Source organism: Legionella gratiana, from assembly GCF_001467695.1.
GTDB classification, from domain to species: Bacteria; Pseudomonadota; Gammaproteobacteria; order Legionellales; family Legionellaceae; genus Legionella; species Legionella gratiana.
This window is the reverse complement of sequence record NZ_LNYE01000022.1, coordinates 404,246-419,716: the sequence shown is the minus strand read 5'-3', so window position 1 is coordinate 419,716 and position 15,471 is coordinate 404,246. Positions and strand designations below refer to the sequence as shown.

The following is a 15,471-nucleotide window of genomic DNA, read 5'->3' as shown; positions in this document are numbered from 1 at the left end:
TGGGGATCTGTTAAATAAGCATATAAAAGAAACTAGTGTTCAGCAATAGACCCTTATGTAACCGTATCTTTTGCCTGATTGCTGTGTTGTAAGTGTTTCTGCGGTACCAGTAAACTCCGATCTTCGAAGCACTCACGGTTGAACTCAAGTAAAATCTGTTGGATGTAAAAGGTCTAGGGTCACGAAAGAATGGAGTGTCTTGTTATAAATTCCTATTATTGTTATTTTTTAAATACTACATTTGCTGGTATAGGAGCATTTTAAGTGGTGAAAAAAAACCAGGAAAATAATAGAAACGATATTCTTAATGAGCCCCTTGCAATTATTGGCATGAATTGTCAGTTTCCTGGAATGGATTCAGATGTAGAAGATGTTGATTCATTTTATACAATGTTGCTCAAAGGTCAATCGCCCATTAAAGAAGTGCCCGAAAATCGTTGGGATGTTGATGAATACTATGATTCTGATCGTGACAAAGCAGATAAAATAATTGGTCGTAAAGGGGGGTTTCTTAATCACCCTCAATTGTTTGATGCGACTTTTTTTAAGATCGCTACTGTTGAAGCCAAACAAATGGATCCGCAGCATCGACTTTTTTTAGAGGTAGCCATTCGTGCTTTGAACCACGCCAATATCACACTGGACTCGCTTAGTAATTCGAATACGGGGGTATTTTATGGCACTTCAGCGCAAGATTACAGTCAACTGAATTATAAAGACCATATCGAATTTAATGCGTACACTCAAATTGGAGCAGCAAGTAGTGCTGCAGCAGGAAGACTCTCTCATTTTCTCAATTTAAAAGGACCAAGTTTGGCTGTAGATACTGCTTGTTCTTCTTCTTTATCTGCGCTTTGTCTTGCTGCAAATTCATTAAGAATGGGGCAATGTTCGTTGGCAATTGTTGGTGGGGTTCATCTGAATCTTTGTCCTGAAAATTTTATTGGCTTAACTAAAGCCAACATGTTATCGGCTCATGATCAATGCGGTAGTTTTGATGTAAAAGCAGATGGTTTTGTACGTAGCGAAGGCTGTGGTGTAGTGATTGTGAAACGCTTAAGCGATGCCATCAAAGACAATAATACCATTTTCGCGGTGATAAAAAGTGTGGTTATGAATCAAGATGGTGATGATGGCACAGTATTAGTTGCACCAAATATTAAGGCGCAAATTGCACTTCATCAAGAAGTATTGGCACAAGCGAATTTGACAGCAGGTGATATCGATTACTTAGAGGCTCACGGAACAGGTACCCTTGTTGGTGATTCAGTCGAATTTAATGCAATTCAGCAGGTGCATCAAGGACTGCACTCTAAAGAGAAACCTCTGATTATTGGGGCACTAAAAAGCAATATAGGTCATAGTATCGCCTCGTCAGGGATGGCTTCGCTAATAAAAGCGATATGTGCTTTACAGTATGAAAAAATTCCTCCAAATCTCCATTATTCAAAACCAAATCAAGCAATTGATCCGACAAAAATACCTGCACTATTTCCTATTCAAGTAATTGAATTTAAAAAACTGAAAAATAAAAAGAGGTATGTACAAGTATCTAATTTTGGTTTTAGCGGCACCAATGTGAGTGCGATTATTGAGGAGCCAAATAATGCAGTAAATCTAGAATGTGCAGATGATGACAAACCCCAATGTTTTGTCATTTCAGCAAATAGTGAGTATTCATTAAAGCATATGATAGCAGGTTATACCACTTATCTTAAAAATACCTCTGCGTGCTTGAATGATATTTGTTATACGCTTATTCATTGTCGTGATCACTTCAAATATCGCTGCGCTATCATTGTTAACGACAAAAAAACATTAATCAAAAAACTTGAGTCTAAAGATTATGAGTGGCACAAAGTAACCCTCAAAAAAGAAGTGAGAGAAATAACTTCTGATGCCCAGAGTATTTATGAAGCGTATCTCGCTGGATTTAATATTAAACTAGACCCTAATGATGTTCCATACAATAAGGTAGATTTACCGCTTTATCATTTTGATAGGAAATCCTATTGGCATGAGCCCAGAGTAAAAAAGGTACCCGATGCACTAGTACAGCAATCCAGGGAACAACAAGTCGAAACCATCAAAAATCAAATTGCAGCTAAAATGCAATCTCTTTTAAAAAGAGAACGTATTGATGAATATGAAGATTTTGGATCTTTAGGATTTACTCAAGAACTACTTGCTGAACTCGATCAAAGTCTTTATGAATTGTTCTCCTATAAAATGTCAATCCCTGCTTTTTTAACGTTGGATAAATTGGCAAGACATGTGCAACAAATCTTGTTGCCCACTCCAGTTGTTCGACAACCTACAGTCAACATACTTGATAATGAACCTATTGCAATTATAGGAATGAGTTGCCGTTTTCCTAAGGCAACAAATATCGATGAATTTTTATCTCTGTTGGAACACGGTGAAAGCGGTATGGTCGATATTCCTATAGATCGTTGGGATAATGAAAAATTTTATGATCCTGATGTTAATGCTTTAGGAAGACTTTATATTAAACAACTTGGACTTATTGAAAACATCAGGAATTTTGATGCTGAGTTTTTTAATATTAGTCCCCGAGAAGCCAAGCTGATGTCTCCGCAGCTACGTGTGTTTCTGGAAACAAGCTACCATGCTTTAGAGAATGCGAATCTTTCTCTAACTGCAATAAAAGACAGTAAAACAGGCGTTTTTGTTGGTGTTGGCACGAACGAATATCCACGACTTTTAGCGGGTTTAGGCGTGGGATTGGATGATCTAAATATTTATTTCGCCACGGGAAATGTGTTGAATGCTATTCCCGGACGAGTGGCTTACGCTTTTGATTTTCATGGTCCAATACAAGCTATTGATACAGCATGTTCTTCGTCTATGACTGCAATTCATGATGCGTGTTTGAGTTTACAAACTGGTGATTGCGATATGGCTTTAGCAGGGGGTGTCAATATTTTGCTTGCACCTGATTCGAATATTACTCTTTCAAAAGCAAGAATGTTATCCCCAGAAAGTCGCTGCAAAACATTTAGTGAAGATGCAGATGGTTATGCACGCAGTGAAGGATGTGGCGTCATTGTTTTAAAACGTTTAAGTACGGCACTCAAAGATAAGGACACGATTCTTGCGGTCATTAAAGGAACTTCAATTAATAGCGACGGCAAGAGTGGGGGATTTACGGTTCCTAATGGGATCGCGCAAGAGGAAGTAATACGAAGCGCACTTGCTAAAGCAAAGCTATCACCAGCTGATGTTGATTATATCGAAGCGCATGGCACAGGCACACCGCTAGCTGATCCTATTGAAGTGAATGCACTCACTAAAATTTTTAGTGAGGCTCACAGTCAAGAGAATCCTCTTTACATCAGTTCCGTTAAAACGAACATCGGCCATTCAGAAAGCGCTTCAGGTGTGGCAGGAGTGATTAAAACGGTTTTAAGTTTACATACACATCAATTATTTAAACATCTTAATTTTAAAAAGTTAAACCCACAAATTGAGTTAAAAAATACAGTTATTCCATTAAGTACTCTCGATTGGCGTAAAAAAGAAGGTTTACGATGCGCGGGTGTAAGTTCATTTGGGTTTAGTGGCGCCAATGCGCATATGGTCTTGCAGGAAGCACCACTACGAAAAATGGAGCCACGTGTTTTACCGGAAGAGTCCTTATTACTAATTTCAGCAAAAAGCAATACTGCCCTTGAGTTACTCTTAGCAAGTTATCAGAAGTTCTTAGCAAGCACCGATAACGAGTTTGCTGATATATGCTATACAGCAGCAACCTGTCGAAGTCATTTTCTATTTCGAGTAGCAATTAAAGCAAGAACAGCAAAAGAAGCTGCTCTTCTTCTTGAAAAAAATGAGTATAGCATTTATCAAATCAAAAAAGAGAAAAGTAATTCTTTGTTTTTGCAAGAATCAATGACCTTGGAGCAATTACAGATTGCATACCAAGAGGGAGTTAAGATTGATTGGCTTAATTACTATAATGTCCTTGCAGCAGAGTTAGAGTCTGAGAACACGTTATTACGAAATAAGGAAAGTGACGAGAGATTGATAGAGAATAATTTCTTTATAAAAATTAAGTTGCCCTTGTACGAATTTGATCGTGAAGAACATTGGTTTGAAACAAAAGATAAATTAAAAGACATACCTATGCCTAAAGATTGGTGCTTTCAATTACAATGGCAACATCAACCCTGTACTAAAAATCATCGAAAAATCCAAGGCAATCATTGGCTGCTCTTGGGGGCGAAACATCTCGCTTCTAGGTTTAGAGCTCAAGGGTTATCTATGGTTTCAGAAGAGGATAATTATCCTTTAGAAAAACTCGATGGGATTATATTTGCAATGGGTTTGGATTTACCTTTAGACACCGATATTGAGTCTAATATTGCTTTTCAAAAAAGTACGCTAAAAAATTTATTAGCTTTGATCAAAGAACTCAATGATAAGCGCATCAAATTACAACTCATTGTGCTCACGACAAATGCGATACCTGAATTTGCTACTGGCAAACTTAATTTGAGCAATAGTTCACTGATTGGATTTTGCCGTACTTTGGTTTTAGAACTACCTCAATTCCATACGATCCTTATCGATTCGGAAAAAACAGATGAGGACTATTATATTGCGCAAGTTATCGATGAAATAAATTATAATGAGGATCCGAATTACGAACATGTTGTTGTCTATAGAGATAGGAAACGATTCATTGCGCGTTTGAAAAGAACCAAATTAGCAGACCGAAAGTGCTCTCTTTATGGAGAGGGTCGTTATCTTGTTACTGGTGGCTGTGGTGGTTTAGGCTTGGTAACCGCACAAGCTTTACTCTCTGCAGGAGCAAGAGAGATTATTCTTACTTCAAGAAATGTAGATAAACCTGTAATAAAAGAAGCGATAAAAAAACTTAAATCCAATTATCCGAGCAGAACAATTCGCACCATCAGTTTGGATATTACTGATAAAGAAAAACTACGGACTTTGCTTTTAGAACTGAATACAGATGGTTTACTCAAGGGAATTATTCATGCTGCTGGTGCCGCAGTTAAAGCCTCATTGATTGAACATACCAATGAAGATGTTGATTATTTGTTCTCTGCGAAAGTTCAGGGGGGATGGTATTTACATGAGCTGAGTCAAGATATTGATTTGGATTTCTTTGTCGTTTATTCATCGATTTCATCCGTATTTGGCAGCAATAAAGAGTCAGTGTATAGTGGCACAAATAGCTTTTTGGATGCGTTAATTGCTGAGCGTCAACGTCTAGGTTTGGTGGGCACTGCGATTGATTGGGGCCCTTGGGGCGAAGCGGGCATGGCAAAGAAACGCTCTCAAGATCAAGGCCTAAAGCAGTCACTAATTAGTAATGAACAAGGCCATGCTTTTATTAAAATTCTCATTAATGAGCAGTTAAGTCATGCCGCCATTATTTCACCGGATTACCTCAAGTTTATGCTTGATTTTGTTCCCAAACCTTTGCCTGCATTTCATCACTATTTAGCTAGTGATCTCATCATAGTAGGCCATATGCCTGATCAAAATTTATCAGCATGGCTTAATGATTATCTTGAAGTGAGTGCAGAAAATCGATTACAAGCCTGTAATGAGATGATCATTGCCATTTGTAAAGAAATCCTTGAATTATCAGATGCTGAAGATTTGGATGAGAATGAAGGATTTTTTGAAATAGGCTTTGATTCACTGATGATCACTGAAATGGCAACTATGCTTAAGGAAAAGCTAGCTCCATCACTTAAAGTGACTGCCACCATTGGTTTTGATTATCCATCGATTAACAAACTTGCTCAACATATAGAATCTGAATTGGAGCAGCATCTAATTAAAAAGCAAGATCCTAAACCCATAGTAGAACAAACAGATGATTCGATTGCTATTATTGGTATGAGCTGTAATTTTCCTAATGCACCAGATATTGCTGCTTTTGAAACATTGCTCGAAGAAGGACTAAGTGGTATGAGAGAGATTCCTATCGAGCGGTGGGATAATAAGCACTATTATGATTCCAATGTGGATGCTCCAGGAAAATCATATGTTAAGAAACTTGGATTAATTGACAATATCAAAGGTTTTGATGCCAATTTCTTTGGCATTAGTCCGCGTGAAGCGAAGTTGATGGAGCCTCAACAGCGAATATTTTTAGCGTGCTCTTATAATGCATTAGAACATGCGAATTACACTCCTGAGTCTTTACGAGGGAGTTTAACAGGTGTTTTTGCCGGTGTAGGTCCTAATGAATATTACGCGCAACTCGAAAAATCTGGTTTTTCAAATGAAGAATTAAGTGTTTATTCCATTACGGGTAACGTATCTAATCTTATCCCTGGACGAGTAGCGTATGCTTTTGACTTTAAAGGGCCATCAATCAGCGTGGATACTGCATGTTCTTCATCGATGGTGGCTATTCATTATGCGTGTCAAAGTTTAAAAAATAGGGAAGTCGATTACGCACTAGCAGGTGGCGTCAACGTTTTACTAATGCCGGAATCCAATATTACTTTATGTAAAGCTAAGGCATTGTCTCCTGATGGAGAATGCAAAACCTTTGATGAACATGCGGATGGTTATGCGCGAGCTGAAGGTTGTGGTGTGCTGTTCTTAAAAAGATTGTCTGATGCATTACGTGATAAAGATACTGTTTTAGCTGTCATTAAAGCCTCAGCAGTGAATAATGATGGGAAGTCTGCAGGATTAACAGTTCCTAATGGTTTAAGCCAAGAGGAAGTGATGATGAAGGCTTTAAGTCAAACTGATTTAGCAAGCAGTGATATAAGTTATATTGAGGCTCATGGAACAGGGACTCCTTTGGGTGATCCTATTGAAGTTCATGCAATCAATAAAGTTTATGGAAAAGGACGAGGTCAAGATAATCCATTATATCTTGGTGCGGTCAAAACCAATATCGGCCATCTTGAAAGTGCTGCTGGTGTTGCAAGTATTATTAAAACAGTGATCAGTTTGCAAAAGAAAAAAATTTATGCGCTTTTAAATTTTAAAAAATTAAATCCCCATATACAGTTGGGTGAAACACGTCTTGCTCTGCAAAAAATGGATTGGAATACTCATGCTAAACTTAAATGTGCTGGAGTTAATGCGTTTGGTTTTAGTGGTACCAACGCACATATTATTTTACAAGAGTTTCCTGCGCCTTTCGTAACATCTAAACCTCGGGACGTGGGCAGAGGAGAGCAATTGGATGTGCGTAGCGGAGCGCAATTAAAAGTTCGTAAGCCTCATCTTCTTGTTTTCTCAGCTAAATCCCAAGTTGCTCTAGATAATTTAACTCACAATTATCAACAGTATTTGGCAACAACGACGGATGATTTTGGTGATATCTGTTTTACTGCAGCTACCTGCCGAGAACATTATGCTTATCGAGCAGCTTTAGTGGCTGAAACGGCTCAAGAGGCGAGCCGATTATTAGAAAGGGGGCAGTTCAATGAAGCACTTCATTTACATGAGCCAGCGCTTAAATCAGTATTTACACTTTACTTACAAGGCAAACAAGTTGACTGGGGTTCCTATTATAAAACTGTCGCCAATGATTATGCTAAAGTCAATTTACCTCATTATCCATTTGATCTCGTTGAATTTTGGGTTGAAAAAAAATCAACCCAAAATGCATCTTTAGATATAGTTCATCCACTTTTAGGACAAATGTTTTCCCTACCTGGCAATGAATATTTATTCTGCCATAAGCTGGATTTAGATCATTTTTCTTATATCCAACAAAATTTTATCTTTGATAAAGTTGTTTTCCCTGCAACGGCATATATTGAGTCAGGTTTAGCTACCGCGAAATTGGTTTTAAAACGTAATGCTTTTTGTATTGAAAAGTTTCATATTGAGCGTCCATTATATCCTAAGCCTGAGCAAGATATTCAGATACAGGTTAAACCTCAAAATGATAATCAATACAAAATAAACATTTTTGCAAAACAAGAGGACAATTGGCAATTATTCTCAGAAATGGAAATCAGTTTGGTAGCACCCTCAATACCTGAGTCTGTCGATCTGAATACCTTAAAATCATCTTTTGCACGCCATGTCAAATTAGTACAAATTTATGAGCATTTTAAATATCATTCTTTTTTTTATGATGAAGAATTTCAGGTATTGGAAGAGAGTTATATGGATCAAGAAAACATACTCTCTAAAGTAGTATTGCCAAAAACCGGTGATGGACAAAGCTATTATTATCATCCTCTTTTGCTTGATGGGGCCATGCAAAGTATTTGGTTATTTATTATGAATCATATAGAGCATTCAACTTATGTGCCTTATACATTTGCTCGCATGATTACCTTTCAAGAGGCTCCTCGAAATGTCTGGGTGCATTTAAACCAACGAATTTCTGAGAATGAGCATGAGCTTTGTTTTGATGTAAAATTTTATGATAATTCGGGGTTATTGATTGGAGAAATTGAAAAGCTTAAATTACGAAAAGTGACTCGAGCTCATTTCATTTCCTACGAACCTAATCTTCAACATCTTTACCATATTCGATGGAATACACTGAAGCCTAATTTATCCGTGCAAACAGAAATTCCTGAATTGTCGGTGATTGCTTCTGATCCTGTATACGCAAAAAGAGTACTTGCCGATCTGAATTATCAACTCATAGATAATCTCAATGAGATAAGAAATATCGAAAATAAGCACATCGTATTTTTATATCATCAAAGCCAATTCAATGTCTTATTTCATTGTTGTCAGAAATTATTTAAGTTACGACCCCATAGTTTTATTTTAGTGACAGAAAATGCTTATGCAATTCATGATAAAGACAAAGTTAATCCTTATCACACCATGGCAAGTTCTTTTTGGAAGAGCTTTAGCAATGAATTCGAACTCAATAAAAATTATAGCGTTGATTTGGATACGAAGAGTACTTTATCAGCGGTTTTAAGAGATTTGTTCTCCACTAATAATTCTGAAAATCAATTTGCCGTTAGAGATTCCGTTTATGTTCCGAGACTCAAGAAAATACAATTGCCGGCCAACCTTACCCAAGAAGAACTGCTATTTAAAAGTGATGTGAGTTATCTGATCACAGGTGGGACTGGTGGATTAGCAAAACTATTAATTGAGTACCTCATGCGACGAGGGGCGCAACATATTGTTATTACGAGCAGATCTGAATGTCCTAACTCCATCAAGGAATTGATTAATAGAGCTCGAAAGAAAAATATATTCATTCAACACTATCAAGCTGATGCCAGTAATTTTCAGCAAATGGAACAGCTCATTACTGAGATGGAACAAAGTTCCCATCCTTTGCAAGGAGTTTTTCATCTTGCAGGTATTGTGCAAGATGGCCTCTTAATTAATTTAAGTGATGAAGAGATGCAATCTGTATTAAGCGCGAAAATGGATAGCGCTTTGATTCTGCATCAATTAACTCAAGATATTCCTTTGGATCTATTTGTGTTATTTTCATCATCAGCTTCTGTATTAGGAGCAAGAGGGCAAGCAAACTATGTGGCAGCCAATGGATTTTTGGATGGATTAGCTTATTTAAGGCAACAACAAGGATTACCCGGCATAGCCATAAATTGGGGACCTTTTGAAGCTCTAGGAATGACTGCTAATTTATCCCAGGCAATACAACAACGGGGATTTACCTCTCTTGATAAATCCAGTATCGATATTCTTGATGTTTTATTAAAAACTAAGTTTGCACAAATTGCCGTATGTCCTATTAATTGGGAAATCTATTTTAAATTTGCACCAAAACAAACGTGGTTGTCGGAACTGGCTAAGAATACTCTTCCCGTGGATCAACATTTTTTAAATGCTTTGCGCCAGCATACCCAAGAAGAGTCTATTGCAATATTGAGCCAAGCTTTACGCGAAATCGTTGCAGATGTTTTAGGATTAAATAGTATGGAGCAAATCAAAGTTGATGATGGTTTGTTTTCATTGGGATTGGATTCATTAATGGCGATTGAGATTAGAAATCGGGTTCATGATAAATTGCAATGTCCAACTCTTAATTTATCCATAGAGTATTTCATTAATAAGCCAAGTGTTAGCAAAATAGCAAAAAACATTGTCGATGAATTACAAAATTTCTTTGATTTTAATTACAAAACAGAGAGCCAACTTCTTGAAAGCTCAATACAAGAAGAAGTTCCTTTATGTGATTTTCAATACGTATTTTGGGTGCTTAATAAACGAAGATATTCTTATAACATAGGTACTCAGCTGCAAATTCAAGGCAAGCTCAAGAAGGAGTATGTTGCGCAAGCATTTGATTTTGTGGTTAAGAAAAATAGTGCATTTTGGTTGAGCTTTAATAAAGAAGTACCTGTTCAAGTGTTGAAAAGACAAGGGCAATTTGAATTAATTTATAAAGACATTTCTTTAGATAACGAACAAAAGGTGTTGAGCCAGGAATTTCAAAAAAATATGCTGAGTGCCATACCTCTAAGCGAACAACCCTTGATTCGAGTATTCCTCTATAAAATAAATAGTGATTTACATGAATTACATATAGTAATACCTCATATTATTGTCGATGGTCCTTCGTGTGATTTGGTGGTGAGTCAATTCAAAAGCTGTTATGACATGCTTGTGCAGGGAGAAAGATTGAGTATCGAACCAGAAAGCGATTCATTCCTTAGTTATGTCAAAAAGAATAATTTTCTTTATGAAAAGAACCTAAAAGAGAAAATTGATTTTTGGCAAGAGTATAATAAAGGATTTAAAATGTTATACCTGGGGCCTGAGCATTTTATGTCTACAGCCAACCAGAAACACTATTTATTTCATTATCCAATTGATTCTCGTCGAGCAGAGCAATTTATTGAATGGCATAGGGCAAAAAATATAAATGTGAGCACTGGATTAATTGCGGTTTGTCATATTGTATTTTATAAGTTGAGTCGTCAAACGAAAGTACCTTTTATCCAAATTCATAGTGGCAGAGAAGGTAGCCAATATAATTCGATAGTTGGTTTGTTTTCAGAATATAAAAGAATAAACAGTACCTTAAGTGAAGAATATCGCTTTATTGACTTCATTAAAGCAATTGATGATCAACAATTAAAAGCAGCTCCTTATCAAAAATGCTCTCATGTGATTAAAAATAATGAGTTTCAAGGCACCGGATTGAGAATGACTCATTATTTGCTTTATACATGGAATAAATTTAGATTAAGCAAACCATTTAAACAAAGTAAGCTCAACTCGAGACTTATTGATTTCTATCTAGAATATTTAAGCTGGGCAGAAACTATTGATTACTCGACAGCCTTTAAATTGAAACTGAATAAGTTATTGAAGATAAACATTCCTTTGCAAAAACCAGAGCGGTTGCGAGTATTGATTAATATTACGCCTTCTTTTTTTGGTAAGTCTAATCCTGATCCGAATGTCTCACCTTTAAGTTATCAGTATGCGAACCATTTTAGCAGCGAGGATCGCCCTACAAACAGTCGCGTTCTTTGGATTTTATTTTCAAAAAATCAAAAAGGCGAATATCTATTTTCCATTAATGGTCCATTAACAACACAAGCTAAAGATCTTATTGGCAAAGAATTTAATCAAATTATGGCGAAGTTGTTAGAAAATGAGGAATATACGATCGCTGATTTAATATGAGGCTATAATTCCTTATATACGTGAGTATCGGATAGGATTAGATAAGAAGTATTAAGAACAGGGATATGAATTATGAAAATGGAAGCTTCCGAGCATGAACATCAGCACCATCATAAAACTGATGGTTCAGCAAAAGGGCATCAATCATGTCATCACCATCATCACATGCCTCAGCAAGGTCCAACTGAAAATACAATTGGCACGGGCATGTTTACCTGTCCCATGCATCCTGAAATTCGACAATCTGATCCTGGAACATGTCCTATTTGCGGGATGGCTCTGGAGCCAGAAACCGTGTCTGTAGAAGAAGAAAATCCTGAATATAAAAGTATGAAATACCGTTTTTGGTTTGCATTGATATTGAGTTTCCCCGTGTTTATATTGGAAATGGGAGGACATCTAGTTCATGATCTTATCTCTACAAATCAATCCGCATGGATTCAATTTATATTAGCAACTCCTGTGGTCTTTGGGTGTGGGTTAGTCTTTTTTGAGCGAGCGCTGCAATCACTTAAAACACGTCAATTAAATATGTTTACTCTAATTGCCATGGGTATAGGAGTTGCTTGGGGTTACAGTACTATCGTTTTGATGTTTCCCGGAATATTTCCAGCAGCGTTCCGTAATAAAGGGCTACTCAATGTTTATTTTGAGGCGGCCGCGGTTATAACCACCCTTGTTTTACTTGGGCAAGTGTTGGAATTAAAGGCACGAAATCAAACTGGAGGTGCGATTCGAGCTTTGTTGAATTTAGCTCCAGAAAGTGCTCGTCGAATTAATCACGAGGGTAATGAAGAAGAAATAACACTCGATCAAGTTCGGGTCGGAGATACACTGCGTGTTCGTCCTGGTGAAAAAATTCCTGTAGATGGGGAGGTACTTGACGGACATAGTAATGTTGATGAGTCTATGGTTACTGGTGAAGCTATGCCAGTAGGTAAAGATGTAGGATCCAAGGTGATTGGCGCTACAATAAATCAGCATGGCAGCTTTATGATGAAGGCGGAACACGTTGGTAGTGATACGATGCTTGCACATATTGTACAAATGGTTAGTGACGCTCAACGAAGTAGAGCACCTATTCAACGATTAGCAGATACGGTCTCTGGTTGGTTTGTGCCTGGAGTAATTCTGATTGCGCTGATCGCTTTTATTGCTTGGTTTTTCTTTGGTCCTCAACCAGCATTAAGTTATGGTTTGCTCGCCGCAGTTTCTGTATTAATTATTGCTTGTCCTTGCGCATTAGGATTAGCCACACCAATGTCTATTATGGTGGGGGTTGGTAAAGGAGCTCAAAATGGCATTTTAGTGAAAAATGCTGAAGCATTGGAACAGATGGAAAAGATTAATGTGCTCGTGGTGGATAAAACGGGGACATTGACATTAGGACAACCTAAGTTAACACAAATTATCACCAATAAAGAGTTTGAAACGGATGAACTCTTGGCTTTAGCGGCGGCGCTTGAATTTCATAGTGAGCATCCTCTTGCTCATGCTATTATGAGTGCGGCCAAAGAGAAACACTTGTCGCTCGCCACTGTAACCCATTTTAAAGCATTACCAGGAAAAGGCATTCTTGGCCAAGTGAATAACGTGCACGTTGCACTTGGAAATATTCGATTGATGCAAGAATACCGCATAGAAGACGATTCACTCATTCATCAGGCAGAAGAGCTTCGCTCTCAAGGTGCTTCAGTGATGTTTCTTGCTGTAGAAGGGCATGTAGCTGCTCTTTTAGCAGTAGAAGACCCAATTAAACCAAGTACACCCGAAGCGATACGAGCGTTGCAAAAGAATAATATTGATATTTTTATGCTCACTGGTGATAGCAAAACAACGGCTGAATCAGTAGCTAAGAGCTTAGGAATTAAAAATGTAATCGCTGAGATTATGCCTGAGGATAAAAAACGAATCGTAAGTGAATTAAAAGGAAAAGGAGCGGTTGTGGCGATGGCCGGAGATGGGGTGAATGATGCACCTGCTTTAGTAGCTGCTGACATTGGTATTGCTATGGGGACGGGTACTGATGTAGCGATTGAAAGTGCTGGAATTACCCTATTGCATGGTGATTTAAATGGTATTGCAAAAGCGCATCATTTGTCTCAAGCAACTATGGCAAATATACGACAGAATCTTTTTTTTGCTTTTATCTATAATGGACTCGGTGTTCCTTTGGCTGCTGGGGTGCTTTATCCACTAACAGGATTACTCTTAAATCCTATGGTTGCAGCAACAGCAATGGCTTTAAGCTCTGTTTCAGTGATTATTAATGCACTGCGATTACGTAAGCTAATCCTCTGATCCATTACGACAAGGAATAAAGTATGGAAACGTTTATAGTATTTTTCCTTTCTTGAAATTTTACAAATTTCATTTTTATGCCTATATTGAACAAATAAAATTAATAGAAGGAGGTCTGGTAATGGAATACAAATGTCATAAATGTGGGATGGCGGTAAAAAATATTACCTGCAGTAAATGTAATGCATTATTAGTGGGTGATACTATAAAGACCAATGATAGCAAGGTACAAGTTGCAAAGTGTCCTAATGGTTGTGGACAAATCAAATCACCAACATGTTGTGGCCATGATATGGTAGCCACGGTTTGATTCGTTTCTGATGGTTTTATCTTATAGAATGAGGATAAAAATATCCCAGCAAAAGAGGAGCGGGATATTTTTATCTCATACGTATTAATAACAAAACGCTCGCTGGAAATTTTAATAAATAAAACCAAAACCTCAAAGAGCGACAAAAGGTATCATTAAGATGATGAAATTATTTGTATATGATCCCTGTCCTTTTTGCGTAAAAACAAGGATGATTTTTGGCATTAAGAAGATTGATTATGAGCTCGTCATCCCCTTGAAGTCTTAAACAGTAACGCTTATCGTTTAAGGAAGACTGGCATAAAGATGGATTTGTAGGTTAAGAATAAATCCATACTTCATGCAGTATTCTGCTGCGTACTCATGGTTGCGTTGATTTGTTTTCAGATCGAGAAGTCCAGGCTCCCAAAAACTAATTACTTCATTGAGTTCAGAGCGTTCAGTCATAGTGAGATCACGTCCTTCATCACGTATGGCTTTAACACGCTGTGACTCTTTTTGATAAATATTCATTGGACTTATGAAGACTTGTTTGTTCGTTTGTTTTGCCCATTCATGTGCCCATAAGGGAATGTCACTGTAGGGTGCATATTGATTATTTTCAGGGGCAGATATCACAAATTTCAAACAATCAGCCCGTTCCAACGTTTTTGGATTGGGTTTTAGGTAACGAATTACTTTACCCTCTTTTTCCAGACATTTAGGGCTCACTACCAAAGTGGTACTTTTAGGAAGTTTAGGTAAAACAGAAATACCATTTGATTCAATTTGAGTTGATTGGAAATAGGGTTGGGCGATTTCTAAAAAGGCAGATAAATTCTGTTGCAAAGTAGGTTCACCGCCAGTAATCACCAGTACCATTTTTTTGGCAAAACCTTGCGCCCAAGAGGGAGTTGACAAGTTACGTTTTTTAAAAAAATCCGTAATAATCAGATCGGTTTCTTGCAACAAAGAGGCAAAATTTCTCCATTCACCAGAATCAAAATAGGTGTCACAAAAAGAACAAGCTAGATTGCATTTAGCCAAACGGATAAAGTAAGCAGGGTGTCCACGATAGGGTCCTTCTCCTTGTAACGTAAAAAAACGACTTGTTACTAAAAGTTCATCATGCAATGCTTCATTAAAGAAAGTCTTTCCTACTCGGTCATTAAGTCCAAACATTTATTATGTGTATTTTTGTATAAAAATTCTACATATAATATCATCTTTATGGCTTACTAAAAAGACGGTATTTTATGCCCATT

At 37.3% G+C, this 15,471-nt stretch carries 4 protein-coding genes; 3 read left to right on the top strand and 1 reads right to left on the bottom strand.

The window, feature by feature from the left end:
- The first annotated feature begins 264 nt into the window (after nt 1-264).
- The 3 genes from Lgra_RS09665 to Lgra_RS09655 all read left to right on the top strand — a co-directional run bounded on the left by Lgra_RS09665 (nt 265) and on the right by Lgra_RS09655 (nt 14,227).
- On the top strand, nt 265-11,616 hold the full coding sequence (locus Lgra_RS09665; protein ID WP_058499043.1) for an SDR family NAD(P)-dependent oxidoreductase: 11,352 nt from the start codon (nt 265-267) through the stop codon (nt 11,614-11,616).
- Between the two features lie 78 nt (nt 11,617-11,694).
- Complete coding sequence (locus tag Lgra_RS09660) at nt 11,695-13,917, top strand: copper-transporting P-type ATPase (RefSeq protein ID WP_172468426.1); 2,223 nt, start codon at nt 11,695-11,697, stop codon at nt 13,915-13,917.
- A 121-nt stretch (nt 13,918-14,038) separates the two neighbouring features.
- Nucleotides 14,039-14,227, top strand: coding sequence for a hypothetical protein (locus Lgra_RS09655; RefSeq protein WP_058499041.1), 189 nt, complete (start codon nt 14,039-14,041; stop codon nt 14,225-14,227).
- 285 nt (nt 14,228-14,512) lie between these two features.
- Here the strand turns inward: Lgra_RS09655 and Lgra_RS09650 are convergent, their stop codons facing one another.
- Nucleotides 14,513-15,388, bottom strand: coding sequence for a 7-carboxy-7-deazaguanine synthase QueE (locus tag Lgra_RS09650; protein WP_058499040.1), 876 nt, complete (start codon nt 15,386-15,388; stop codon nt 14,513-14,515).
- Nucleotides 15,389-15,471 lie beyond the last annotated feature (83 nt).